The following is a 26,446-nucleotide window of genomic DNA, read 5'->3' as shown; positions in this document are numbered from 1 at the left end:
CCTCGCGCCGTGTTTCCGGTGAGGGGACCAAGAACTGGAATGAATGCATGACGATGATGAGTGCCGGCCAGGCGGTCGTGGATGTCCTCAAGGCCGAGAGAGTCAAGTTCGTGTTCGGCATGCCCGGTGGTCATACCATCGGCATCTATGACGCGCTCTACGCCCAGCAGCAGATATCCCATATCCTCGTGCGCCACGAGCAGCATGCCGCGAGCATGGCTGCCGGATACGCGCAACTCACCGGCGAGCCGGGCGTATGTTGCGTCACCGCCGGGCCGGGCGCGACGAACCTGGTAACGAGCGTTGCGGAAGCCTTCGTGGGCGCGTTGCCGATGATCATCATCGCGGGTCGTGGCGCGACCCGCAACGCGCACCGGGGCGCGAGCCAGGAGATCGATCAGGTCAAGATCTTCGCCGCCATCACGAAGTGGGGCATTCGGGTCGATCGGCCAGATCTGATTGTCGAGAGCCTCCGTCAGGCATTCACGATCGCGCGTTCCGGAAAGCCGGGGCCGGTGCTGGTCGATATCCCGCAGGACGTTCTCGCCGCGCAGATCGAACTTGCCGAGTATCGCCCGGTCGGCAAGCCTGCCGCCGTCAGAGGCGACAACGAGCGCATCAAGGCCGCGGCCGCCGCCCTGCTTGCCGCGCGGAGGCCGCTGATCGTTGCCGGGGGCGGCGCGATCGCGGCTGGTGCCTGGGCGGAACTTCGACAGCTTGCCGAAGCGCTCGGAAGCCCCGTGATCACCACGCTGGCCGGTCGTGGCATTCTTCCGGACGACCATCCATTGGCCGCCGGCGGCATCGGCCACCACCGTCAAGACGTGACCAAATACCTGCTTCCGAACGCGGACGTCGTCATCGGCGTCGGCGCGCGCTTTGAGCAGCAGGAGACCAACTGGAAGCCGGACTATCTACCGGCGCCATCCGCCACATACATCCAGATCGATATCGATCCGAATGAGATCGGCCGCTCGATCGTCGCCGCAATCGGCATCACGGGCGACGCCCGGCTGGTGCTGCAGGACTTGATCGCTGAGATGGGGCCCGCCAAGTCCAGCCCGGGAGCAGAGACGAAAGTGTGGCTCGATGAGCTGTCGCGACGTCGCGCGCAACTTGAGACTGAAATCGAGGTTATGGCCGGCTCCGACATGCAGCCGATCCATCCGATCCGGATTTTCAACAGGATCCGGCGGGCGTTCCCGCGCGACGCCACGGTTGCGATCGACGTCGGCGTCCTCGCGCAGGGCATGGGCGGAGCCTATCCCTATTTCAAGATCTACGAACCGCGAGCAACGATCGTGCCGTCGAGCTTCTACGGCATGGGTTTCTCGGCCTCGGCGTTCCCCGTAGCGCGCTTGGTCTATCCGGACCGGCCGGCGGTCTGCTTCGTTGGCGATGGCTCATTCCAGATGGTGATGAACATCCTGCCGGTCGCCGCCGAGCTGAAGCTCGGCGTCACCTGGTGCATCTTCAACGATCGTGCGCTGGGCTCGATCCGCGACATCCAGGTCCAGGCGTTCAACCAGCGCTTCATCGCCACCGATTTCATGCTCGATCTCGACTATGCCGGCCTCGCCAGGGCGTCGGGCTGTCATGGCGAGCGCATCACCGATCCGAACGGCATCGAAGGGGCCTTGCAGCGCGCAATGACGGCCAACGCTGAGGGCAAGCCGGCCGTTCTCGATTTCGTAGTCGCCAAGGAGCGGCTCAAAGGCAGCACGGAGTTCTTTGCACGATGAAGGGACTTTCCTTCGGTCAGCCCGTCGGCGGGATTGTTCAGGCCGCGTACACGGTCGAGAACATCGGCGCCGCGATGCAGCACTACGTCGAGGCGCTCAATATCGGACCTTGGTTCGTGAGCGGGCCTTTTGTCCCCGCCAAGGGCCTCTACCGTGGCGAACCAACCGACATGAGCCTCACACTCGCCGTCGCGTTCACCGGTCACATGATGGTTGAGCTGATCGAGCAGCACGACACCAAGCCCTCAGTCTATCAGGAGACCATCAAGGCGAAGGGACACGGCTTTCACCACTGGGCAATTTGCTCCAAGGATTTCGATTCGGACGTCGCGCGCTATGAAGCGGCCGGCTATCCCGTCGTCTTCTCCGACATTTCCCCGCGTGGTGTGCGGATCGTCTACGTTGATACGCGACGAGACCTGCCGGGGATGTTGGAGATTATTGAGACCCCGGAGGCGCTTGAAGGAATCTATCACGGCTACTTCGCCGCGGCACAGGATTGGGACGGCACGGATCCGATCCGGCATTGGCCGTTAAAGACGGGAATCTCGAAATGAAGTCGCAGGAGCTCTTCGACGTTGCGGGGCTGTCCGTGGCGATCACCGGCGGGGCCAAGGGCCTTGGCCGTGCGTTCGCCGAAGCCATGGTGGACAACGGCGCGCGCGTCACGCTGTTCGATCGTGATCGGGAAACGCTGAACCGAACGGTTTCCGAGTTGAGCGCGCGGGGCGATGTCGACGGCAACGCGGTCGACGTCACCGATCGCGCCGCGATCGCATCGGCCGTCCACCAAATGGTCGAGAAGCGCGGCCGACTGGATGTGGTCTTCGCCAATGCCGGCATCGATGCGGGCCCTGGCTTCCTTTCGATGTCCGGCGAACGGGACCCGAAGGGCGCGATCGAAGCGATCCCCGACGCCCTCTGGGACAAGGTCATCGACACCAATCTGACGTCGATGTTCGCAACGATCAAGGCGGCTGCGCCTTACATGAAGCGGCAGAATGGCGGGCGCATCATTCTGACGGCCTCGATCGCGGGCGTTCGGCCGGGAGCCATCGTCGGCATGCCCTATCAAATCTCGAAGGCGGGCGTCGCGCACCTGGCCAAGCAATCGGCGCTCGAGCTGGCGCGATACAACATTCTCGTCAATGCGATCCTGCCGGGCCCGTTCCTGACCGAGCTCACGACGCCGGAGCTGCAGAAACGCTTCGAGGCGGGAAGCCCCATGCATCGCGTGGGCCGGCCCGAGGAGATCCAGGGACTTGCGCTGTTCCTGGCGTCTCCGGCATCGAGCTACATCACCGGAACGCACATCGTGATCGACGGCGGCTCGCTGCTCGGCCGCGCCGATTGACGCCTCCTGTGGAGACGCAAGATCAATGAAGGCAAATGCACTGTTCGATCTGACCGGCCATGTGGTCGTGGTCACGGGGGCTGCGTCCGGGATCGGTCTGGCGACGTCCCAGGTTGTCGCGGCCAACGGGGCCCGTGTCGTCATGATCGACGTCGACGGAGATCGGCTTGTCGGGGCCGCAAACAGCGTGCGGCCTGCGGGCGCGGGCGTCGACACGGTTGTGGTCGATGTGCGCCAGGGCGGGGAGGTCGCAGCCGCCATCGACGATTGTGTCGCGAAGTACGGCAGGCTGGACTGTGTGTTCGCGAACGCCGGAATCAGCGGCGGGCCCGGCTTCGGCAAGCCGGACGGCGTGCTAGAAACGGCTTCCCTTGAGCTCTGGAACAACTGCCTGCGCGTCAATCTCGATGGCGCATTTCACACCATGCAAGCCGCGGCGAAGCACATGAAGCCGCGGCGAAGCGGATCGATCGTGGTGACATCGTCCGTCGCCGCGCTTCGCGCCTCCGCAGCGCCGAGCTACGGCTACCATGCCGCCAAGGCCGGCATTGCGCAGGTGGTGCGCGCGGCGGCGCTCGAACTTGGACCGCACAATGTGCGAGTGAATGCGATCGCGCCGGGACCGTTCAAGACCAATATCGGCAACGGCCGGATGCACACGGCGGAAGGGGCGGCCTTGTTTGCGAGCACTGTGCCGCTCGGGCGGCTCGCTGAGCTCGGCGAAATCAAGGGTCTCGCGCTGCTCCTGGCTTCGCCGGCCTCGAGTTACATGACCGGGGCAATCATCCCGGTCGATGGCGGAACTCAAGCCTGATCAAACAAATCACAACCTAGTGCCGTTCAGACGTACTCGGCATAGGCGCTGCTTTGGCCGGCGAGTCCCTTCGGAAAGCGCACCATGGCATAGACAGAACGTTTTCGGCATTCGACTCCATACATGCTCCGGAGCGTGCGCTGCTGAGTTGTTAGGAGTGGACGCTGTTGACGCAAACCTGAGGCCCGTCCGATTGCCAGATGACGGCATCTGCTGCAAGTCGAGGAGAGCACAATAGCAGGCCGTTCCGAGTTTGAAGCCCGTCTAATGCCCCGATTGATTCCGATACTTGCTGAAGGTACAACCTCTCAAAGCCAGCCAAATTTTCCTGTGAATTCAAGACCAAAACTTTGCGGCGGGTATACCGTCGGCATTTGTCCGTCAGATTTGAAGATTTGTGCTTGCAAATCAACGACGAGACGTCGTTCGAAATGATTGAGTGGGAGTAGTGCGGCCGGCTGACATCGCGCAGTTTTGCGTAGGTAAGTTGACTTGCATCGCCTCCTTCGCATTGAGAATTCCGATCGATGTGTTTTGGTTTATCGCAGCAGACGATCGAAATCCAATGCGTCTTTACTGATGGAGTATCGCAGCGCGCTCGATCGTATAAAGGGGCCAGGCAGGTTCGGATGCAGAGTTGGCCAAAACCGTTACACCCATAAGTATAAGGAGGATGTGCAGGTCGCCGACGACTGCGCCAGCGCGCCATAGGGCTCGAATACGAAGGAGCACAGGCGCACAGGCCCAAAATCGTCGAGTACAAGAATGGAGATCGCCTGAAAGAGCCAGTGCGCTTAGAGATGATCATGAAGAAGAAGGTTCGTGCCGCCCCGCTCCACCGCCAGCATCTTTTGGCCCAAGAAACGCCGCAAGGGCGAATGGCTTAAGCGCCAAGAAGCTCCGCAGAAGGGTGAGGATGACACCAACGAGGTCATCACCCTTGAGATCGGCGGCAGCCCATAAACGTGTCTTAGAGAATCCCCGCCTCCGGCTGATGTGCGTCACTTGCAATGCTGAGCGAGGCGGATGCAATCCATGAGACTTTCCCGGCTGACCGGCTTGCCAAGAACACAAACGGCCCCCCCTTTGATCGCTCGTGCGCGAACTTGATCGTCAGCGAACGCCGAGATGACGATGACCGGAATCCTCGAGCCGGTCGCCGCTAGGCGGCTTTGCAACTCTAGGCCTGATATCCCGCCCAACCTAACGTCGGTGATTACACAAGTCGTCGCATCTAGTCGTCCGCGAGAAAGGAACTCTTCAGCAGAGGGGAATCCTTCCACCGCAAAACCCGAAGCGTCGAGCAAATCCTGCAATGCCTCCAAAACCGTCGGGTCGTCATCCACGCACGAGATCAAAGTTGGCTTGGTCACGAGCGTTTCCTTCAAAACTTTGGCATGCCACCGGGCAAGCCGCCTTCAACGATGGTCTGGTCGAGAGAACTGATAGGCGCGACACCAGCTAGGATTGGGATCTGGAAGATGAACCTGGTGCCGCCGGAGTGCCTCGGCTCGGCCCACAAACGTCCGCCATGTATCTCGACGATCGATCTGCAGATCGCCAAGCCCATACCCATGCCGTCCGGCTTGGTGGTGAAGAAGGCGTCAAAAATTTTGGCCGAACTGACCGGGTCGAGGCCCCGTCCCGTGTCTTCCACGCCGACCATCAGATTTCCCGCGACATCCCGCGTCTCGATCCGTAGCAATCTGGCTCTGCCGGTGACATCGACCATCGCGTCAATCGCATTCGCGACAAGATTGAGCACGACCTGCTGGAACTGGCCGCGATCGCCGACGACGCCAACGGCTCCCCGAAGGTCGACATCGAGAATTATGCCTTCCTTGCGGATTCTCCCCTGCGTCAGGTCGATGACCTCGCGGACGGCTCGGTCAGGGTCGAACTCCAGGTTTTCAGAGGGGGCATTCTTGAGTAGCGCGCGAATGCTCTTGATCACCTCGCTTGCCCGATGGCCATCTCGGACGACGCGTTGCGCGGCTGCTCGCGCCTTTTCGACTTCGGGCGGGCTTTTCTCGAGGCGAAGCAGGCAGGTTTCGCCGCTCGCGACGATCGCCATCAAGGGCTGATTGAGCTCGTGCGCGACGGAGGCCGCGAATTCGCCCATCGTCATGCGGCGGGCGATATTCTCCAGATCCGCCTGCGCCTTCCGCAAGGCTTCATCCGTCCGCCGCTGCTCCGTCAGATCCTTGCAGATCGATGCCGTGCCTCGTCTTTCTCCGGTCGTACTGTCGACGATATAGAAAAGATTCTGCAGGACGGGAATCGGCGCATTCGTCTTAAAATGTCTCAGATTCCGTTCTCCGGTCCACCGGCCGTCTCGCTCCAGAGCCGGGAGGATCTCCCTCAAATATCTGTCGTCTTCTTCGGCCGGCCTCAGGTCGCTGATCTGAACCCTGGAGACATCGGCGTCCAGTTCGATACCCACCATGCGCCTTCCGCCCGCGTTGATGTATCCATCACGCCCCTTTGACGGCAGATAGCCGATGAAGTCGCTGCTGTTTTCGACCACCGAGACCAGCATCTGCATTTGGTCGTGAGATGCCTGAAGACGATCCTGGGTCATCTTCAGATCGGCATACAAACGGGCGTTTTCGAGTGCGTTGGCGGCCTGCGAGGCCAAGGCTCGAAGTACCGCGGTGCGTTCCGGCGTGAACGCGTGCGTCGTCAGGCGGTTTTCCAGATATAGCGCCCCGACCAGATTCGATTGCTTCGTCAGAGGGAGGCACATCAACGCGCGAATGCGCTGGCCGCGAATGTAGGCGTCGGCAGCGAATTGACCCTCCATGGCGTCGTCCAACAGGACAGTCTGCTGAGTCCTCAAGACATAGCGCAGGATCGGCTGGCAAAGTTCGCTTGGAGAGGAAGTCTCGTTCCGAAGCTCGACCCTTACGACCCCGCCCACAACTCGAGCTTCCGCCTCGATTCGCGCATCCGCGCTGCCCGACAGGATCAGTAGCCCCCGGTCGGCGCCGGCATGTTCGAGGGCGATTGCCATGATGCGCTCGATCAGGCGATCGAGAACGATCTCGCCCGAGACCGCAAGCGATGTCTTCATGATTGCCGCCAAGTCAAGATGCTCCGGCGTATGGCCGGATCGCGCCTCCTCGGCAGATTGTCGCTTTGTCGCGTCCGGATCGAGCTCTTCGAGCTGCCGAACCTTCGGCATTGCGCCCCATTGCTGGTAACCCGCCCGGGCCCTCCTCAAATATCCCTCCGCCGCGGTGTCGGCTCCCGATGCCCGATAGAATTTACCGGCCAGCTCGGCGGCGATCGCCTCGTTCTGAACGAAGCCGTTCTCATGAGCAGACCGGATGGCGATCTCGTAGAACTTGATCGCCTCACTCGTTTCTCCACGAAGGCGCGCGAGTTCGGCTGCCAACAAAGCCTCGCGGTGTGCTTGGTTTTCCTGGCACCCTTTCGACCACCTCGCGATCCGCTGCCGATGCGCCTCGATTGCCTCGACGTAATCGTGACGCAGTGACGGCGAGACTCCCTGGCAGGCAGCGGCCAGCGCCAGGGCGGCGTAGAAATGGTACTCGCCGATCTCCAGAAAATGTTCGGTCGACCAGACCAGGCCTTTGGCGTTCCGCGCCGCCGCAAGCGCCTCCGGAATTTTCCCTGCCATGAAGTGCTGTTGCAGCTTGCAAATGTGATATCTGGCCGCTCCGACGGCAGATCGGGCGCCGGATTGCATGAGGCGCCGAGCGAACGCGAATTCGCTCCCGTCAGCCTCGGGAAACAGGCCGACGTCCGTCTGCTCGCCCCTAAGCGAACGAACGAGAAGCAATTGTGCGACGAGCGAGTCGATCGCCAGACCGAATTTCGCGCCTCGCATCGACGACAGCGCCGCTTCGAGCTCCCATTCAACCTCCGCAAGGGAGGCCCCGGAAGCCAACAGATTGGCCACCAAGCTCCTGACGCTGTAGGCCGCGTATGTAAGGTCGCCCGATGCGTAAGCCTCTTCTAGGGCGCGCCGGAGCACCTCGCGGCTAGACGAATAAGGTCGCGCCCATGGCAGCACGAGAGCTCCGAAGAAGGTATGGACTTTGGCCTTGAAGCGATCCAAGCCGCGCTTGTCCACCAGGTCGCAGCCGAGCTGGCCGAATCTCAGTGCCGCTTCATAATCGTCCTGGCGCAATCCCAAGACGATGCTGAGCAGCGCGTAGGCGCAAGCGGAAGCATCGCAATTGCCGTGCACAAGACTTAGGTTGGTCATGCGAATGACCGCCAGATAGAACAGGTTGTTGTCGGTGAAGGAGGCTGGCGCGAGGAAGTCCGCGAGCACGTCGATGGTCGCGAGCAGTTCGGGCTCTTGCAGCAGAGGGAGATCGATCATCGCCTCGATGGTCCGCTCGCCGAGTAGACGCCACATACTCGAAAGCTCCCGGTCCACTTCCTCGTCCGAAGGATGGGAAGACCATTCCAAGCCGGCTTGGCGCAGGCATTCGAGACCAACGGCGATCGCGCGATCCATCCTGTCGATGGTGGTGTACAGGGTCATGCGCAAGCGAGTTACCACCGCCCGATCGACCGTCGACAGGGCTAAATCCGCGAGACGGTCTAATCGTGTCTCCGCCTCCTCGTGAGCGCCCGTCAGCAATTCGCATTCCGCCCGGTTCAATTCGAGCTCGAAGCTCAGGCCGTGGTTTCGCGGCCCAGGTTCGATCCCCTGAAGCGCCAGCGCTGCCGCAGCGAAGTATTGCAAGGCTGCTGCATAGGCGATGGATGCTTTGGCACGGGTCCCGGCCGAAAGATTGAAGCGGACAACCTGCTCGCGTTCGTGGGGCGTTTCGATGAGATGTATGGAACGATTGTACTGCTCCACAATATCGAAGATCCGCTCGTCAACTTCCTTCGGGGAGAGTGTTTGGGCGAGAACTCTCGCCGTACGGAGATGCTGATGGGCGCGTTCGTCTAGGGGAATCCGCGAATAGGCAGCTTCTTGGATCCGATCGTGAGCAAAGGAGTATTCGTCGGCGCTCGCAGACACGAACTCCAGGCGGACCCCCTCCCAAAGCGCAGCCTCAAGCGCTTCGCGCGTCTCACCGTAGAGAGCAGCGAGGGTGGCTGTACTCGCTCCGTTGCCGATGCAGGCCAAGTGCTTCAAGGCCTTCTGCACGTGACTGGGCAGCCGATTCAAACGTGCCACCATGAGGTCCACGACATTGTCGGTGAACTTCCTCCGCGCGATCTGTCCGATGTCCCATGTCCAGCGCGCCCTATCGGTCGCGAACACAATCAATCCATCGTGCTCCAGCGAGGTGAGGAACTGGATGACGAAAAAGGGATTGCCTCCGGTTTTCGCGTGCACCAACTGCGCCAACGGCCGCGCGCGGTCCAGACGGCACCGCAATGCCCCGGCCACCAGTTCGGTGACCTCTCCGAGCGCGAGATTTGTCAAAGAGAGGCGGCGCAGAGGAACCTTGGATTCCTCGATATCTGAGAGCGTCGTCTTCAGGGGATGGCCGGAGCCGACTTCATCGTCCCGATAGGCAGCCACGAGAAGCAGGTGCCCCGACTGGTTACGCTCGCAGAGATTCCTGAGCAGGTCGAGGGTGTCCGGATCGCTCCAATGGAGATCGTCGAAAAAGATGACGAGAGGACGATCGGACCGCGCGAAGGCGCCGATGAACCGGCCGATCAATGTCTGGAAGCGGAGCCGTGCATCGTCCGGCGACAGCTCCGAGGCTTGCGGTTGTCTACCGATGATCACCTCCAGCTGCGGGACCAGGCTGACGATGGATTGTGCGCTATGGCCCAGAGCCTCCATCAGACGGTCCCGCCAGCGTAACAATTCGTCGTCGTTCTCACCCAGCGCGCCCTGGACAAGGTCCCGCAGCGCCTGCGTCAGAGCGGCGTACGGAACATCGCGCTTGTATTGGTCGAATTTGACCCGCGCGAAGGATCCCCGGCGGGCAGCGATGGCTCGGTTGAGCTCGTTCACGGCCGACGACTTACCAACGCCTGCACCGCCCGACACCAGGATCATTTCCGTCGAGCCGCCATTGGCGACCCTCTCGAAGGCGTTGAGCAGAAAATCGAGGTCTGATTTCCGACCGTAGAGCCGTTCGGGAATGAGAAGACGATCCAAACCATCATTCTCGCCGGGCGAAAAGGCATCGATCCTCTGGTGGGACTGCCAATCGTCTTGGCAACGCCGCAGGTCGGCGAGAACGCCAGAAGCGGTCTGGTATCGGTCCTCGGCGTTCTTGGCGAGGAGCTTCATGATGACGTCGCCGACAGGGGCGGGCACGCCATCCATGTGGGCCTCAGGTCGGAGGGGCTGTCGTGCGATATGACAGTGCATCCATTCGACGGCGTCGGCCGCCTCGAACGGCAGGCGCCCCGTGAGCATCTCGTAGAGGGTGACGCCCATGGAGTACAGATCGCTCCGGATATCGATCGACCGGTTCATCCGACCCGTTTGTTCCGGAGCCATGTAGGCAAGCGAGCCTGCGTATGCGTCGATCGAGGGGACAACTGTTCGCTCGCGCGTCAAACGCGATGCGATACCGAAACCCATGACGCGAACAATGTCCCTTTCGTCCACCAGCAGGTTTTCGGGATTGATGTTCTTATGGATGATGCCGGCCAGGTGTATTTGCCGCAGCGCTTCCGCCAGGCTCACAGACAGCCGAAGAAAAGCCGAGATTTCGAGAGCATGGCCGAGCCGTTCCTTGAGAGGCATGCCGCCGGGGTCGTCGAGAATGAGTGCCGGTCCTCCCTCGCCACGCTCCAAGTCGATGGGACGCACCGCCCAGGCGGCATCGAGGTCGCCGGCGATGGAGAACTCGTTCTCTAGCCGCTGCATCAATCCGGGATTGTGCCAGGCGCTGCGCGGCTTCCGAACCAGAACTTGGCGACCATCCGAGGACCGGCGCCCCCTCAACAGCGTAAAATCGTCATCTTCTCCAATGATTTGAAGTACGTGGCCGGAAAGGCCATCCGGGGTCGATCCGTCGGATTCCGCATCGTTGACCGACTCGGCGCAACCTTTCTGGCAGCGGAACTGCATGACGAGCCTTCCTGCGACGAGTGATGACCTACGAAGGAGTACCAAGAGACCCAAGCGGGCTCTATGGCACCAAGGTATCGGTGGCGTTGCTTCGGCGCGATGTTTGTTGCTCCGGAGCCCCTGAAAGCACATAATACCGCTTGCCGGATCACTGACGATCGGACGCATCATGGCTCGCAAGGCCGTCGAACATCGTGTCTTTTGGAAAGCCAGACGACGCGGTCTGTGGCCTGATGAGCTAGGGACCGCTCGCTTCGTCAGCGGAATCGAAGTCCAAAGGGAAGAGACATGACGACATCAAGCGCGGTTGACGCGGGCTCCTTGGTGCTCCCCTCCAAATCGAAGGTCTTCGTTGTCGACGATGATCCATCCGTTCGAGATTCTCTCGAAGAGCTGATCAGCACCAGAGGCTGGGAAACGGAGACGTTCGCCACGGCACAAGAGTTTCTCTCTCGGCCACAGGTCTTTGTTCCGAGCTGCCTGGTGCTCGACGTCAGTCTCCCGGGGCTCAGTGGTCTGGAGCTTCAGAATCACCTGGTAAGCCAAGGCATCAGCATTCCCATCATCTTCATCACGGGCCACGGCGACGTACCCATGACCGTCAAAGCGATGAAGGCCGGCGCGATGGAGTTTCTGACCAAGCCATTCTGTCACGGAGAGCTATTCGGAGCGATCGAACTCGCCCTCGCTCGCAGCCATTCCGCGATAGGTGGCGATGCGGAATTGCGCGAATTGCATGAACGCCACGGCTCGCTCAGTCGGCGCGAGCAGGAAGTGATGGCGTTGGTGGTCAAGGGCTTGTTGAACAAACAAGTGGGCTACGAGCTCGGGATCAGTGAGATCACCGTGAAGGCCCACCGAGGCAAGATGATGCGGAAAATGAGAGCGCGATCCTTGGCGGACCTCGTGATCATGGGCGCCAAGCTGAGGCAAGAGAAGTCGCAGAACTAGGCTTCATCGTAGCCTGCGACTTAGGCCTTCGCGACGGAGACGTGAGGGTAGAACCGGCCAGCAGGGCTCACGGCGCGCCGAAGCGTTTCCAGACACCGAGGCGGAAGACATACCGCCTCAGCTAGATCTGGGCGGATCCGCCGTCGACGAACAGTTCGCTGCCCGTCACAAAGCTGCTGTCGTCCGAAGCCAGGAAGACGGCGGCCAAGGCAACCTCGTTGGCATCTCCGAGCCTTCTTAGCGGTGTCGTCGCCTCCAGCCCTTTGATCATGTCGGTGTGCACATCGTCCGACGGCGCAAGCCCGTGCAATCCGGGAGTAGACGTCGCGCCAGGCACCAGCACGTTGACGCGGATCGCACGGTCGGCCAGATCTAGAACCCACGTACGCGCGAAATTCCGTATGGCCGCCTTGCTGGCGCTGTACACGCTGAAAGCAGGAGTGCCCTTCGTGCCGGTCGTCGACCCGGTCAAGATGATCGACGCGCCATTGCGCAGGAACGGTAGTGCCTTCTGAACGGTGAACAGCGTGCCCCGTACGTTGATGGAGAATATGCGATCGAAGTGCTGTTCGGTGATGGCACCTATCGGCGCGAAGTCTCCTACGCCGGCATTGGCGAACAACACGTCGATGGTGCCGGCTTCAGCGGCGACGATTTCATAGAGCGTGTCCAGGTCGCTGAGCTTCGAGATGTCGGCCTGGATGCCTCGAGCCCCGTTGCCGATGATCGATGTCGCTTCGTCGAGCTCCTTCCTGCGCCGTGCAGTAATGAAAACGCGCGCTCCTTCAAGAGCAAACTGCTTGGCGGTCGCCAATCCGATGCCGCTGTTGCCGCCAGTTATCACGGCAACCTTGCCAGTCAATCTTCCCATGGCCTTCTCCTTTTGAAACTCGTGCATTTTGCGGCAGTCGGCGAACGAGCGCCGTCCACCGCTTACCCCTTCAATCTCTGACGCACCTGCACGTCACGACGACCGATGTTCCCGTCGGTCCGGACCTGACGACCATTTCGCCGCCCATCGCGTGCACCAACTGATCCAGAATCCGCGAGCCCGCGCCCCCCAAGGCGATACCCATTCCCCGTCCATCGTCGGATACGATGCAGACCAGGGAGGCGCCGTCTTCGAGGATACTTACGCGAACAGTGCCGCTGTCTCGCCCGCCGAAGGCGTGGCGGGCGGCATTCGTCACGAGTTCGGCGATGACCAGCCCCAGCCTCTCGCAACGTTCGGCCGGCATATCACCGACTTCCGTGACTAGCTCGCACCTGACGCCCATCGGCCTGAGTAGTGCCTCCGAAAGAGACCTGCACAATTGCTCCATGTAGTCGGAAAGCGAGATCTTTCCTTGGAGTCCACCGACGACTAGAGACCTGTGCAGCATTCCGAACGCAGCAATCCTGGCCTCGCAACGCTCGAAGGAGCGCCGGGTCTCGGCGGAGACCGAACCGGCGAACTCGCGCCGAAGAGCGAAGGCAAGGACCATCAGAGTGTTGGCGAAACGATGATTGGTCTCCCGCAGGAGCACCATCTCATCGTAGTTCGGCCGCAAAGCCAGGCTTTGCCTGGCGGTGCCCATCTCTAAATTTCCTGACATCGCATCCTCCGACAAGATCGCCTCCTTGAAAGGCTTCTGGCTGATCGGTCGTGGAGACTGCCACGACGACCGACGTGCTGCGTCATAACTGCCGAGCGAATTGCTCGGAATCCATTGCACGATGGTATCGTCGAGGCGCTCGTCGTTCTTTTTCGAAATCGAACGGCATCGACCAATCCGAAGGTATCACCGACACCTTCGTGCAATGGATCATCGGCGGTTGTCCGATCATCTTCGCATCGTCGGTCGCGCAATCGCAGCGATCGAGAACGATAGTCGGAGATCGACGATGCGCGTTGCCATTCAGAGTTTAGATCGTCCCAAGTGGGACGCATCTTCGCGAGAATCGAGCGAACCGTGCGAAGTTCGTCCCGGCACGTCGTTCTTTGCGTTCGCGCACGGCGACTTCGAGATCAGCATCATAAGCGACGGATACCTCGAGATCCCGGAAGAGATTTTTGTGCCCTCAATGGCGCTTGGGGACCAGAGTGAGGTCGTCCAGCGTCTCGACACGGCGGGAGAGATCGTCCGTGCGCCCACTAATGTCCCCGTGCTGCGCTATCGTGACGAAGTGATCCTGTTCGACGTCGGTGGCGGCCAGAGATACCAGGCAACCGACGGCCGGCTCGTCGATAATCTGCAGGCTGCCGGCTTCCATCCGGCCGCGGTCACCAAAGTGGTCTTCACGCACGCGCATCCGGATCACACGGGCGCCACTCTCGCCTGCGACGGCTCGCTCCTGTTTCCGAACGCCGCTTACTTCGTTGGCGCGGCGGAGTGGGACTACTGGATGGATCCGGACTTCTTCAGCAAGGCCCCAGAGGGAATTCACGAATTCGGCAGGGGCGCGCAGCGTGATCTGGGCGCGGTCCGGGACCGGGCGGTCATGCTCAAGCCCGGGGATGACGTGATCAGCGGCATACGTGCGATCGACACCGCCGGTCATACGCCTGGGCACCTGTCATTCGAGCTCGCAGGGGACGTCGGGCTCATCATCGCTGCGGACGCGGCGACCAGTGAGATCGTCGGGGTCGAGCACCCCGACTGGCACTTCGGTTACGACAGCATTCCAGAACTAGCCGTCCGGAACAGGCGACGGCTGCTCGATCGGGCATCGACCGACAAGACAAAGCTCCTGGGATTCCACTGGACCTATCCAGGGCTTGGGTTCGTCGAGGCCCGCGGCAATTCCTACCGCTACGTCCCCATCGCGTGAGTCAAGCAGCACAGGAGTATTCGACATGACACATCCGAACGACCGGACGATCGGGTCGCATCTTGCCTCCCGTCGCAGCGTCCTGATTGGGGGAGTGGCCGGAGCGTCGGCGCTGGCCCTGATCGGACCTGCGCCGCTCGCGGCTCGGCCGCGAGAGATCGCTTCGGCGGACCGCCACGCAGGGCGCGCCATCAAGACGAAGGACGGCACCGACATCTTCTACAAGGATTGGGGAAGTGGTCCGACCGTCATTTTCAGTCACGGCTGGCCGCTCAATGCGGACGCCTGGGACGACCAGATGTTCTTCTTGGCTTCGCATGGCTTCCGTTGCATCGCATACGACCGGCGCGGACATGGTCGATCGGGGCAACCGTGGCGAGGAAACGACTACGACACGTTCGCAAGCGACCTGGCCGATCTCATCGACACGCTTCGACTTGAGCAGGTCACGCTTGTCGGCCACTCAGCCGGGGGCGGCGACATCGCGCGCTACGTCGGTCGGTTCGGCACCGGTCGTGTCGCGAAGTTGGTGCTGGTCTCGGCCATCCCGCCTTTGATGCTGAAGACTTCGGCGAACCCGGGCGGCGTGCCGATGGAGGTGTTCGACAACATCCGGTCGGCCGTTGCCAACGACCGCGCTCAATTCTACCGAGACCTCGGCGACGGGCCCTTCTATGGGGCCAACAGGCCGGGCTCGAGGGTCTCGCAAGGGGCCAAGGACGCGTTCTGGCTCAGCTGCATGCAGGTCGGACTGCGGGCGTCGTACGAGGGCATCAAGGCGTTCTCGGAGACCGATTTCACGACCGACCTGAAGAGGTTCGACGTTCCGACGCTGATCGTTCACGGCGAGGACGACCAAAACGTTCCGATCGCTAACTCGGCCTTGCTCTCATCGAAGATGATCGGAAAGGCGACCCTCAAGATCTATCCGGGCGCACCGCATGGGCTGACGCTCACCCACAAGGACCAGTTCAACGGCGATCTGCTCGGCTTCATGAAGGACGTGAGCTGAGGGAACGCCGACTACACCCCGCAACCCAAACGAGGACCACGACGATGAGCACGATCACGACCAAAGACGGCACGACGATCCACTACAAGGACTGGGGCAAGGGCCAGCCGATTACCTTCTCGCACGGATGGCCGCTCAACGCGGATGCCTGGGACGACCAGATGCTCTTCCTCGCCTCCCACGGCTTTCGCTGCATCGCTCACGATCGCCGAGGGCACGGCCGCTCGGGACAATCGTGGGAGGGCAACGATCTCGACACCTACGCCGATGATCTGGCCGAGCTCATGGATGCGCTCGATCTCAAGCAGACCATCATGGTCGGCCACTCGACTGGGGGCGGCGAGGTGACCCGCTATATCGGCCGTCATGGGACCAAGCGCGTCGCCAAGGCCGTGCTGGTGTCCGCCATCCCGCCGTTGATGCTCAAGACGCCGGCCAATCCGGGAGGACTGCCGATCGAGGTGTTCGACCAGATCCGTGCCGGCGTGAAGGGCGACCGATCGCAGTATTACCAGGACCTCAGCTTTCCGTTCTACGGCGCAAACCGCCCTGATTCGAAGGTGTCGCGCGGCATCAAGGACAGTTTCTGGCTGTGGTCGATGCAGGCCGGAGAAAAAGGTGCGTACGACTGCATCAAGGCTTTTTCGGAAACGGATCTTACGGCCGACCTCAAGAAGATCGACGTCCCGACCTTGGTGCTGCATGGCGACGACGATCAGATCGTCCCGATCGCGGATTCGGCGCTGCTGTCCTCGAAGCTCATCAAGGGCGCGACCTTGAAGGTCTATCCCGGTGCGCCCCATGGGCTCTTCGCCACGCACAAGGACCAGCTGAACAGCGATCTGCTGGCCTTCATTCAGGGCTGAAGCCCCCTCGAGCGAAGCGACGGGCGAACCGGCCCGCCGCTGAAGACCGCAAGATCGCGGTCGACAGGAAATCTTGGCTGCAAGATGTAAGCGAGGACGATCATGGAACACCGGAGTCAGAAGACCATGTCCCGGCGCGGGTTCTGCCTGTGCTGCTTGGGCGGCGCTGCGATGGCGGCGGGCGGATGGTTGACGCCGCGGCAGGCGTTCGCCGAGGCCAGAGGCATCGTCAGCCTCATCAAGGATAGCGCGGCGACATCGCCGATCGCCATCCACAAGGTGCGCGGCAACATCAGTGTTCTCGAGGGATCCGGCGGCAACATCGCCGTACTCACCGGGAAGGACGGCAAATTGCTGATCGATGCGGGCATCGGCGTGTCGCGACCGCAGTTGACCAAGGCCCTCGCAACCGTGAGCGACGCGCCCATCACGCACCTGGTCAACTCCCATTGGCATTTCGACCACACTGACGGAAATACCTGGCTGAACGAGAGCGGCGCTCAGATCATCGCTCACGAAAACACACGCAAACACCTCGCGGAGCTCCAGCGCGTCGAGGACTGGGACTACAATTTTCCTCCGATGCCGAAGGGCGGGATTCCGAGTGAGGTCTTCGCGACAGAAAAGACTCTGAAGATCAACGGCGCCTCCATTCTGCTGAAATACTACGGGCGCGCGCATACCGACAGCGATATCTGCACCATCTTCGGCGAGGCCGACGTCATTCATGCCGCGGATACCTTCTGGAGCGACATCTACCCGTTCATCGATTATTCGACCGGCGGCAGCATCGACGGAATGATCGCCGCATCTGACGCCACTCTCGCGGCGGCGACAAAGGACACGATCATTATCACCGGCCATGGAAAACCCGTCAGCAACCGCGCCGAACTGCAGCAGTGGCGCGACATGCTCGTAGATATCCGGGACGCGGTCGCCAGGCTCAAGCAGAAGGGAATGTCCCGCGACGAGACCGTCGCTGCGAAACCAACGGCCGCCTACGACGAGCGATACGGTCAGTTCCTCATCGATCCGGGCTTCTTCACCAGGCTCGTATACCAAGGCGTGTAGAGCGCCTGTTGACGAAGTCAGTCCGTCGAAGTGTCCTCCGCAACGTTCCGTTTCCGAAAAGGCCGACGTCCATGAAGAAGCACGTAGCATCAGTCCTGCTGAGAGCAGGCATGATGATGCTGTACACGCCGGTCCATGCTTACCCGGAGGGCTCGCCGATCTTCGGAGTGATCATCCCCGAAGGGTATCGCCAATGGGAGATGATCGCGCCTTCGCACGAAGAAGGTAATTTCAACGAACTCCGCGGCATCGTGGGCAACGCCATTTCCGTCAAGGCCTATCGAGAAGGGATCCTTCCGTTCCCCGACGGGGCAGTATTGGTCAAGCTCGCCTGGAAGCGCGTGCCTTCTGCCGAGTTTAACGGAGCATTCGTGCCAGGCCATGCCACGACGGTCCAGATCATGGTCAAGGACTCCAGAAGATACGCCTCCACCGGTGGATGGGGCTTTGGGCGGTTCATAGATGGTAGGCCCGTCGACCAGGCGCAGCACGAGACCTGTTTCGGCTGCCACCAGGCCAACGTGAAGGATCACGACTTCGTCTTCACGAGGTACGCGCCATGACATCGGCGAACACCGAAGGAAAAAGCGTCATGCCCCCGCAAATCGAGACATACTCGAGCGACGAACCAGGCCCGAGAGCGATGACGGCCGGTAGCTGGACAATCGTGACGGTGCTCCTGCTGCTGCTTGCCGGGACGCTAGTGATCGCGGTCCTCGGCTGGTCGTCAGGAAGCGGGGCCGACGTTCCGGCTTCCGGGTATGTCGCGCTTGCACTCGGGGTTCTGTTCTCCTTGGCCGTCGGGTTCGGCCTCATGGGACTTGTCTTTTACAGCAGTCGAGGAGGGTACGACGAGCCGCCCCTGCTGCTGCCGGCCGAGAAGACGGACGACAATCGACCGCAACCCGGCGCCGCGGCGGCAGCACTTGGCCTCATCGCGGAAGGCACCACGAGGAATCAGTCGTCCGCCAAGAAAAGGGAGCAACCATGATCCCGGCTTACAGCGATCATGCGGCCAACGAGCGAACCTTCCTTGCGTGGGTACGAACCGGAATCGCCATCATGTCGTTCGGCATCGTGGTGGAGAAATTCGATCTGTTCATCCAGACGCTGGCGATTTCCCAAGCCAACGACGCGATGCGCAGAGCGCAACTGGAGCGAATATCCGGTCATCTGGGCCCGCACGAGAGCATCGCCCTCGTCGCCGGCGGCGTCGCGCTGATAGCGATCCAGACGCTGCGCTTCGCATGCAACAGCCGTCTGCTGGACGACGCCGCGCCGCAGGCCTCGAGGGCTGTTCTCACGAGTTCGGTCGTTTCGTCGCTACTCATTCTGCTTCTCGCGGCCGTTGCAACCTACCAGGCCTTCGACTGATCCGCTGAGTCAAAATAATTCATCGACCTTGAGGGAGAGGATGTCCATGCCGGAAGACTACAGAGACGAAGTGCTTTCGCGGCGATGGTTCTTGACGGCGACGGCGGGGGCTGCGGGGGCGGTCATCGCCAGTGCCGCCTCCGCCGAGACCTTGGCCGACGTGCCCGATCGGGGGCCGGGGGCCGATCTGGGCGCGCATAGCGAACGCTCCCGTTTCGCCAAGCTCGACCGCATTCCGGAGTCAACACCCGGCAAGCGGAACATCGATCCGAGCGATGCCATCAATTCAAAGACGCCTCACCAGAAACTGGTCGGCAACATCACGCCGACCGATCTGCACTACGAGCGCAGCCATTCCGGCGTGCCCGACATCGACCCGACGCAACACCGGCTGCTGATCCACGGCATGGTCGGGAAGCCGCTGGTGTTCAGCGTCGATGATCTCAGGCGTATGCCGTCGATCACGCGGATCGTCTTCATCGAATGCACCGGCAATGGCTGGGAAAACTGGAAGAAGGCCGATCCCGAAGTGACTGTGCAGAATACCCACGGTCTCGTCAGTACCAACGAATGGACCGGCGTGCCGCTGAAGTTCCTGGTTGACCTCGTCGCCAGGGATAAGGGAGCCAACTGGATGCTGGCGGAGGGCGGGGATGGCGCCGGAGTCGACCGCAGTATTCCGCTGACCGAGGAGATCATGAACGAGGCGTTCGTTGCCTACGGCCAGAACGGGGAACCGTTGCGCCCCGCGCACGGCTTTCCGATGCGTCTGCTGATGCCGGGCTTCGAGGGCAATCTTCACATCAAATGGCTGCGCCGCCTCAAGTTCGGCGCGGCCCCCTGGATGACCCGCTGGGAGACCGCACGCTACACGCAGCTACTGGCGGACGGCAAGGCGCGGCAGTTTCAGCTGCGGATGGAGACCAACTCCGTCATCACCCAGCCTTCGGGCATGATGCAGATCCAGCCGGGCTACAACCGTATCTCCGGCCTCGCATGGAGCGGCCACGGCAAGATCGCCAAGGTCGAGATCTCGACCGACGGCGCCAGAACCTGGAAGCAGGCGCAATTGACGCAGCCGGTGCTGTCCAAGGCGCAGGTTCGCTTTCAGATGGACTGGGTCTGGGATGGCAAACCGACCAAGATCGTGAGCCGCTCGACCGACGAGAAGGGCAATGTTCAGCCAGACCGGGCGTCCTTTATCGCCGCCACGGGGACCAACGCGCTGTTTCACTACAACGCCCAGCAGACCTGGAGCATCGACGAGGCAGGGAGGGTCCGCAATGTCCTCGCATAAGAAGCTCCTTGGCACCGGCATCCTGGCCGTTGGTCTGCTCGCGGCCCCAGCGATTGCATCCGACTTCGGCCGCCCTGCGTCGCCCCAGGAGATCAAGCTATGGGACATCGATGTCGGTCCCGATGGCAAGGGCCTTCCTGACGGCGGCGGCACCGTCGTACAGGGCAAACAGATCTTTGCCGACAATTGCGCGGCCTGTCATGGCGAGAACGGCCAGGGCGGCATAAAGGATCGTCTCGTCGGCGGACAGGGAACGCTCGCCTCCAACATGCCGATCAAGACCGTCGGTAGTTTCTGGCCCTATGCAACGACATTGTTCGATTACATCCGCCGCGCGATGCCCTATCCGACCCCGGGCTCGCTCAGCACCGACGAGACCTATGCCGTCTCCGCCTACATCCTGAGCCTCAACGGGATCGTCCCGGCGGATGGGAAGGTCGACAGGGACTCGTTGCCGAAAATCAAGATGCCCAATCGCGACGGATTCGTCCCGGATCCTGAGTTCGATTTGCGTCAGAAAAGGAAATGACGATGGTCTGGAAGAACATGCGGTGGCTGAGAGCGGTCGTGATCGCCTGGTCGACGGTGGCTCTATATTCGACAGTGATGGCAGGAGAGACGAAGATGGCTGCAGAAGGGTTGACGACGGTGAAGAGCGCATACGGTGCGTCGGAAACAATGGAGCGGCTGAAGGATGCCGTTCGCTCCAAGGGCATGACGATCTTCGCACAGATTGACCATGCGGCGGGGGCGAAGGAGGTCGGAATGCCGTTGCGGCCTACAGATTTGCTCATCTTCGGTAGTCCAAAAGGTGGCACGCCGCTCATGCAATCGGTTCAAACAATTGGAATCGATCTGCCGCTCAAGGCGCTGGTCTGGCAGGACGAGACCGGCGTCACTTGGGTATCCTACAACGCTCCCGCTTGGGCGGCGGAGAGACACCATGCGAGCGCCCGGGAGGCGGTTCGAGCAATGAGCGCGGGCATCGAGGCGGTTGTCTCGGCAGCGGCTTCGGCGAGCCCGGCCCGCTAGTTGGCACGCGAGCTGACAGTTTAGAGCCGCAGCTGACGCCAGCCATCAAGAACCGGAATATCGAACCAACTGCCGGGCACGCTCCAAAGGGCGGATCTGCGCGGTTTCGATCAAACCTTGAGATTGGAGAAGTCGCATGTCTTTCGCACTCAACTATTTGAACAGGCGAGCGGCCCTAGGCTTGTTCAGCCAAGCGGCGCTGTTAACGGTCGCGAGAAAAGCGGACGCATCGGGCAATCAGGAGCTCGATGCCGATTTAGAACTGTTCAAGCAAAGGCTCGCGTCTGCGCCTCGCCGGCGAAGCTTCGGTTCGGTACCATTGGTGGTAACCTCAGTTGAGCAATGGGACCATGAGGCAGCATCCATTCTACTCTCATACGGCAACCGAGCGCGGCAGGTCTGGGAGTGCACGGAACTCGGCGCGCCATGGCTCAACCTCATGAGAGAGGCCTTGAACGGGCAGGTTTTCGCACACGGAAATCCTGGATTCCTTGCCGCAGGAGCTGTTCACGGATCGGCCCACCTTGCTCTATTCGACCAAACTGCATGGGAGAGACACGGATTGGCGAGGCTTGCGGGAGGCGTCGCGACGACGAATTCCTACTTCGAATCCAGGAGGAAGACGTCTCGGTCGGATAGTCTGCAGGATCCGATGGGATTCTACGGTCCGGAAAACAACAACATAGCGACGCTTCAGGATAGAGGCATGGTCTTCATCGCGTGCCACGACTCGATCCATGCCATCGCCCGAAACCTCACCCGCTTGGACCGCGGAGATGTAGCCGACGCGGACGCGCTGGCAGCGGACCTGACAAATCATCTTGTTTCCGGCACCGTTTTAGTCCCGAGCGTAGTAGCCTTCTTGGTTGAGTTGCAAAGGTTTGGCTTCACCTATGCAAAGGGAGCTTGAACGACTAGGAGGCCTCGATCCGGGAAAACAGGTCAAGCAACAATTTGGGGCCCGGGGCTGCTGACTCACCTATTCTGACGCCATATCACCGACAGAGGACATCGTCGAGCTTAGCCTCTCGCGACAGCAAGAGCTAGGTTCTCCGGTCAAAACGCCGGCCTACGGTTCATGGCGGACGTCTTTACCGAGATGTGCCCAAAGAGAGACAAGACATCCTGCGCTGATATCGGGCCACACTCTCATGGATAGCTGCGCCCCGTAGCTTGTGAGGCGCCGCGACGGCACATGAAGCCAACGACAAAACCAGGGGGCTCCCAATCTCTGACGGTATTTGAGCTCACCCCAACCAGAACGGTAACGGCAATCTTGACCATGCCGGCCCCGCTGATCACTCGATTGACACCGATAGGTGGTGAAATCTTGGAGAGCGCAGACGACCCAAATTTTTCTGTGGATTCAAGACCAAAAGATTGAGGCGGGTATACCGTCGGCATTGTCCGTCAGACTTGCAAAATTGTGCTGCCAAATCAACGATGCTACTTTGGCTGAAATGATAGAGTGGGCGTAGTGCGATTGGCTGTTGTTGCGCGCCTTGGAGTAGTCGGAACGGTGGTCTCTTTTGCTTTGCTCCGACATTCCGGCGCTGGCGCGAGTTATGAGGCTCGACTTAACCCGATCCGAACCGGCATTTCACCTCAGTTTCGCTGACTGCGTACTGTGGCGAAGCATAGCGTGCAGAAAGGCTGAAGGCGTGGACTGCTTTTTGGAGGAGCGCCGGCTACGCGGAAACCGGACCTTGGTTGATTGGCGTTAGTCCTTTTGGTTGTTGTCTTGCCGGCATACAGACGAGATCGCCGCCTGAAGCAGTCGAAGCAGGCGACGTTATCCCGTGCGGCAGGACGATGTCATTGCCGCGTTTGCTACGTCCGAAGCGGCACCGCAATCATGCGGACGGGGCGTTCAGGGAACCTCAGTTTCCCGCGCTCTGTCCGCCATCGACGTGCAGGATCTCACCGGTGGTGAAGCCTGCTCCCTCGAGGTACATCACCGCATCGACAATCTCGCTCACTTCGCCCATGCGTCCGATCGGATGCAGCCCGGCCAGGAATTCATACATTTCCGGCGCATGCATTGGCGTTTTCGTCGCGCCCGGCGCGACGGCGTTGACGCGGATTCCTCGGCTTGCATATTCGACTGCGAGCGATTTCGTAGCCGCGTTCAGGCCGCCTTTCGTCAAAGCTGCCAAAACAGACGGTGCGCGGCTGTCAACGTTCTCGTCGAGACTGCTGGTGATCTGCACAATATGCCCGGATCTTCGCTTGAGCATTTCCGCGACAGCGCGTTGAGTGATGTGGAAAAAGCCGTTGAGATTGATCGCCAGGATACTGGCATAATCTTTTGACGTATATTCGGTGAATGGCTTTCCGATGAAGATGCCGGCGTTGTTGATAAGGGTATCCACGCGGCCGAAGCGCTCGACCGCCAGCGATACGATGCGTTCCGCAGTGGCTGGATCGGTGATGTCCCCGGCTACGGCTAGGATTTCCGGATCAGACGACGGCCTGATCGAGCGGGAATTTGCGACAACGCGAAAATCGCGATCGCGATAAGCCCTGACAAGCGCCTCACCTATACCCTGCGACGCGCCTGTGATGATCACGACTTTCTGACTAGTACCCATGATGGGCCTCCATGTTGGACGGAACGGCGGGCTGAGCCCGCCGCGTTTGTTCTGTTACTGCGCGGTCCAGCCACCATCGACCGAGATTGCCGTGCCCGTTATCTGGTCTGCAGCTGGCGAACAGAGGAAGGCCACCGTCCCGCCAAGCTGCGAGGGAGAGACAAACTCGAGGGACGGCTGCTTCTCAGCCAAAATCTCCTCGGCCGCCTCCTTTTGGCTTATGTGTTTTTGCGCGGCGATATCGCTGATTTGCTTTTCCACCAAAGGCGTTCGTACCCAGCCAGGACAAACTGTATTGCAGGTGACGCCACTGCCAGCCGTCTCCAGGCCGACCACTTTGGTCAGACCGACGAGCCCGTGCTTGGCTGCGACGTAGGCCGCCTTGTGGGTCGACGCGACCAGGCCGTGCGTCGAAGCGATGTTGACGATGCGTCCCCACCGCTGCTTTTTCATTTGCGGCACCGCCGCGGCGATCCCGTGAAACGCGGCGGACAGGTTGACGTCGAGTATTGCGTTCCACTTGGCAGCAGGAAATTCCTCAACGGGCGCAGTGAACTGGATGCCGGCATTGTTGACCAGGATGTCGAGACGACCGAATGTCTCGATCGTTCTGGCGATCAGTGCGCGCACGGCTTGTTCCTTTGACATATCGGCGCCGTCGTAGATGACGCGCACGCCGTGCTCACGCTCGATGTCGCTGCGGATCGTCTCGATTTCGCTCGCATCGCCGAAGCCGTTCAACACCACGTTTGCGCCGAGCCTGGCTAATTCCTTGGCGATGCCGAGCCCGATGCCGCTGGTGGATCCGGTGACGATTGCGACTTTGCTTTTCAACATGGAGGGTTCCTTTTCGGTGTGGGAGAAATGAAGCTGCGCGGAGGATGGTCAATGGGCACCGCCGGCGTCGAGGCGATCGGGCTTTTTGAGCATCAGCGCGGCTGCCAGAGCGACGATCTGCGAGACGCCGAGCAGATAGAAAGTGTCGCTGAAGCCGAGGATGAAGGCCTGCTTCTGGATGATCCTGCCGATCGCGACATAGGCGTGATGAGCTGCATCGACGCGGTCGGTCACGCCGTGGCTCATGAAATATTGGGTGAGCTGGTCGAGGCGCGCGCGGGTAGCCTGCTCGAACATCGTGACCTGCTGCGTGAGGACGTTGGAATGATATTGCTCGCGCTTGGTCAGGAGAGTTTGAAGCGCGGCGATGCCGATCGCCCCACCGAGGTTGCGCATCATGTTGAACAAGGCGGACGCGGAGCCGGCGTTCTCGGCCTCGATTCCGGCGGTGGCTACCGCCGAGAGCGGCGCAAAGACGAGGGCTTGCCCAAGGGCGCGGATAACGTTGGGCCAGAAGAGTTGATCGGCCGCGTAGTCGTTGGTCATGTAGATGTTGAAGAAGTTGGACCCTCCAAAGAGCACGAAGCCGATGCCTATGACGAGGCGTGGATCGAGCCGTTGCATGAGGCGGGGCACCAGCGGGATCAACAGTAGCTGCGGCAAGCCGGTCCACGCCAGCACCATGCCAATCTGCTCGGAGTTGTAGCCCTGGATGCGAGAGAGATAGACCGGCAGGACATAGACGGAGCCGTATAGCGACACACCGAGCAAGAAGTTCGCGAGCACGCCGAAGCCGAAATTGCGACGGAACAGGATTCGCAGGTTGAGCAGCGGCTTCCTCGCAGTGAGCTCGATGGCCAGGAACAGCGTCAAAGCAATCGCCGCGACGATGGCCAGCCGAACGATGAAGGACGAACCGAACCAATCGTCCTTGTTGCCTTCCTCCAGCACGGTCTGAAGCGAGGCGAGCCCAATCGCCATCGTGGCGATGCCGGCCCAATCGCCTTCGCGCAGCAGGCAAAGCCGCATAGGCGCCCGTTCCAGCGACGCGTAGAGCATGGTGATCATGACTGCGCCCGGGACGACGTTGACGTAGAAGACATACTCCCAACCAAAATTCTCGGTGAGATAGCCCCCGATGGTCGGACCGATCGCGGGGGCGAATGTCGCGGAAATCGCGAACATCGCCAGCCCGATCGGCTGCTTGGGTTTCGGCAGCAGCGTGATGATCAGGGTGAAGGCCATGGGAATCAGGACGCCGCCGGTAAAGCCCTGTACGGCGCGGAGCACGATCATCTGCGGCAAGTTCTGGGCGAGCGCGCAGGCAGCCGAAAACACCAGGAACAGGAAGGCATTGGTGAGCAGATAAATGCGGACCGAGAACACTTGGGCGAGCCAGCCACTCAAGGGAATGACCACTATCTCGGCGATCAGATAGGAGGTCGAGATCCACCCGCCGTCATCGATGCCCGCACCGATCCCACCCTGAATGTTGGCAAGAGAGGCATTGACGATCTGGATGTTGAGGACGGCCATGAAGGCACCTAGCGTCGCTCCGGTCACGGCGAGCCAGGTTTTTGCGGATACTCCGGGAGCGGTGGCGGGCGACCGATGGTCACTGGGCTCGGAATCGGTCGTGGTTTGTAGTGTCGTCATGGCCG

23 protein-coding genes are annotated in these 26,446 nt (G+C 61.0%); 16 read left to right on the top strand and 7 right to left on the bottom strand.

The features are described 5' to 3' along the window. Positions 1–47 precede the first annotated feature (47 nt). The 4 genes from AKN83_RS03400 to AKN83_RS03385 are packed head-to-tail and all read left to right on the top strand — an operon-like array spanning position 48 to position 3,910. Complete coding sequence (locus AKN83_RS03400; RefSeq protein ID WP_050406546.1) at positions 48–1,742, top strand: thiamine pyrophosphate-binding protein; 1,695 nt, start codon at positions 48–50, stop codon at positions 1,740–1,742. Next, the gene (locus tag AKN83_RS03395; protein WP_050406545.1) at positions 1,739–2,299 is read left to right on the top strand and encodes a VOC family protein; all 561 of its coding nucleotides are present in this window, start codon (positions 1,739–1,741) and stop codon (positions 2,297–2,299) included. The genes AKN83_RS03400 and AKN83_RS03395 overlap by 4 nt, the downstream gene beginning before the upstream one ends. After that, a complete protein-coding gene (locus AKN83_RS03390; protein ID WP_050406544.1) occupies positions 2,296–3,096 on the top strand; it encodes an SDR family NAD(P)-dependent oxidoreductase in 801 nt (266 codons plus the stop codon). The genes AKN83_RS03395 and AKN83_RS03390 overlap by 4 nt, the downstream gene beginning before the upstream one ends. 25 nt (positions 3,097–3,121) lie before the next feature. Then, positions 3,122–3,910, top strand: coding sequence for an SDR family NAD(P)-dependent oxidoreductase (locus tag AKN83_RS03385; protein ID WP_050406543.1), 789 nt, complete (start codon positions 3,122–3,124; stop codon positions 3,908–3,910). A 1,001-nt stretch (positions 3,911–4,911) separates the two neighbouring features. On the opposite strand, the gene AKN83_RS03380 is transcribed toward AKN83_RS03385, so the two are convergent. After that, positions 4,912–5,283, bottom strand: a complete 372-nt coding sequence (locus AKN83_RS03380) for a response regulator transcription factor (protein WP_063695232.1) — start codon at positions 5,281–5,283, stop codon at positions 4,912–4,914. Positions 5,284–5,294: 11 nt separating this feature from the next. Then, positions 5,295–10,943, bottom strand: a complete 5,649-nt coding sequence (locus tag AKN83_RS03375; protein ID WP_050406542.1) for an AAA family ATPase — start codon at positions 10,941–10,943, stop codon at positions 5,295–5,297. Positions 10,944–11,231: 288 nt separating this feature from the next. Between AKN83_RS03375 and AKN83_RS03370 the strand changes: the two genes are divergently transcribed. Then, the gene (locus AKN83_RS03370; protein ID WP_050406541.1) at positions 11,232–11,894 is read left to right on the top strand and encodes a response regulator transcription factor; all 663 of its coding nucleotides are present in this window, start codon (positions 11,232–11,234) and stop codon (positions 11,892–11,894) included. 121 nt (positions 11,895–12,015) lie between these two features. Here AKN83_RS03370 and AKN83_RS03365 read toward each other — a convergent pair whose 3' ends face one another. Together AKN83_RS03365 and AKN83_RS03360 are read right to left on the bottom strand one after the other, a co-directional pair. Further along, positions 12,016–12,765 (bottom strand): SDR family oxidoreductase, encoded by a 750-nt coding sequence (locus tag AKN83_RS03365; RefSeq protein WP_050406623.1) that lies wholly within the window; start codon positions 12,763–12,765, stop codon positions 12,016–12,018. A 70-nt stretch (positions 12,766–12,835) separates the two neighbouring features. After that, the gene (locus AKN83_RS03360; RefSeq protein ID WP_083991896.1) at positions 12,836–13,609 is read right to left on the bottom strand and encodes a sensor histidine kinase; all 774 of its coding nucleotides are present in this window, start codon (positions 13,607–13,609) and stop codon (positions 12,836–12,838) included. Positions 13,610–13,709: 100 nt separating this feature from the next. On the opposite strand from AKN83_RS03360, the gene AKN83_RS03355 reads away from it, so the two are divergent. From AKN83_RS03355 to tetH, 11 genes are all read left to right on the top strand, one after another. Next, the gene (locus AKN83_RS03355; RefSeq protein WP_172803477.1) at positions 13,710–14,705 is read left to right on the top strand and encodes an MBL fold metallo-hydrolase; all 996 of its coding nucleotides are present in this window, start codon (positions 13,710–13,712) and stop codon (positions 14,703–14,705) included. A gap of 25 nt (positions 14,706–14,730) precedes the next feature. After that, complete coding sequence (locus AKN83_RS03350) at positions 14,731–15,717, top strand: alpha/beta fold hydrolase (RefSeq protein ID WP_083991894.1); 987 nt, start codon at positions 14,731–14,733, stop codon at positions 15,715–15,717. A gap of 44 nt (positions 15,718–15,761) precedes the next feature. Beyond that, entirely contained in the window at positions 15,762–16,583 is an 822-nt protein-coding gene (locus AKN83_RS03345; RefSeq protein WP_050406538.1) for an alpha/beta fold hydrolase, read from the top strand. 102 nt (positions 16,584–16,685) lie between these two features. Then, positions 16,686–17,654: an MBL fold metallo-hydrolase gene (locus tag AKN83_RS03340; protein WP_050406537.1), complete on the top strand. Its 969-nt coding sequence runs from the start codon at positions 16,686–16,688 to the stop codon at positions 17,652–17,654. Positions 17,655–17,764: 110 nt separating this feature from the next. Continuing rightward, complete coding sequence (locus AKN83_RS03335; protein ID WP_244521870.1) at positions 17,765–18,217, top strand: cytochrome P460 family protein; 453 nt, start codon at positions 17,765–17,767, stop codon at positions 18,215–18,217. Further along, positions 18,214–18,645: a hypothetical protein gene (locus AKN83_RS41030; protein WP_244521869.1), complete on the top strand. Its 432-nt coding sequence runs from the start codon at positions 18,214–18,216 to the stop codon at positions 18,643–18,645. The genes AKN83_RS03335 and AKN83_RS41030 overlap by 4 nt, the downstream gene beginning before the upstream one ends. After that, positions 18,642–19,028 (top strand): YidH family protein, encoded by a 387-nt coding sequence (locus AKN83_RS03325; RefSeq protein ID WP_050406535.1) that lies wholly within the window; start codon positions 18,642–18,644, stop codon positions 19,026–19,028. Before AKN83_RS41030 ends, AKN83_RS03325 begins: the two co-directional genes overlap by 4 nt. A 46-nt stretch (positions 19,029–19,074) precedes the next feature. Next, on the top strand, positions 19,075–20,325 hold the full coding sequence (gene soxC / locus AKN83_RS03320) for a sulfite dehydrogenase (protein WP_050406621.1): 1,251 nt from the start codon (positions 19,075–19,077) through the stop codon (positions 20,323–20,325). After that, the gene (locus AKN83_RS03315; protein ID WP_050406534.1) at positions 20,312–20,854 is read left to right on the top strand and encodes a c-type cytochrome; all 543 of its coding nucleotides are present in this window, start codon (positions 20,312–20,314) and stop codon (positions 20,852–20,854) included. The genes soxC and AKN83_RS03315 overlap by 14 nt, the downstream gene beginning before the upstream one ends. 2 nt (positions 20,855–20,856) lie before the next feature. After that, on the top strand, positions 20,857–21,357 hold the full coding sequence (locus AKN83_RS03310; protein WP_347336813.1) for a DUF302 domain-containing protein: 501 nt from the start codon (positions 20,857–20,859) through the stop codon (positions 21,355–21,357). A 136-nt stretch (positions 21,358–21,493) separates the two neighbouring features. After that, positions 21,494–22,267: a thiosulfate dehydrogenase gene (tetH, locus tag AKN83_RS03305; RefSeq protein ID WP_050406533.1), complete on the top strand. Its 774-nt coding sequence runs from the start codon at positions 21,494–21,496 to the stop codon at positions 22,265–22,267. 970 nt (positions 22,268–23,237) lie between these two features. Here the strand turns inward: tetH and AKN83_RS03300 are convergent. From AKN83_RS03300 to AKN83_RS03290, 3 genes are read right to left on the bottom strand one after another with little or no spacing between them, the layout of a single operon-like run. Further along, on the bottom strand, positions 23,238–23,948 hold the full coding sequence (locus AKN83_RS03300) for an SDR family NAD(P)-dependent oxidoreductase (RefSeq protein WP_050406532.1): 711 nt from the start codon (positions 23,946–23,948) through the stop codon (positions 23,238–23,240). 54 nt (positions 23,949–24,002) lie between these two features. Further along, on the bottom strand, positions 24,003–24,785 hold the full coding sequence (locus tag AKN83_RS03295; protein WP_063695163.1) for a 3-hydroxybutyrate dehydrogenase: 783 nt from the start codon (positions 24,783–24,785) through the stop codon (positions 24,003–24,005). Between the two features lie 48 nt (positions 24,786–24,833). Then, the gene (locus AKN83_RS03290) at positions 24,834–26,441 is read right to left on the bottom strand and encodes an MDR family MFS transporter (protein WP_050406531.1); all 1,608 of its coding nucleotides are present in this window, start codon (positions 26,439–26,441) and stop codon (positions 24,834–24,836) included. Between the last annotated feature and the right edge of the window lie 5 nt (positions 26,442–26,446).

This window comes from Bradyrhizobium embrapense (genome assembly GCF_001189235.2).
In the GTDB taxonomy this organism is placed as follows: Bacteria; Pseudomonadota; Alphaproteobacteria; order Rhizobiales; family Xanthobacteraceae; genus Bradyrhizobium; species Bradyrhizobium embrapense.
The sequence above is the reverse complement of the archived record's forward strand: the minus strand, read 5'-3'. Positions and strand labels throughout refer to the sequence as shown.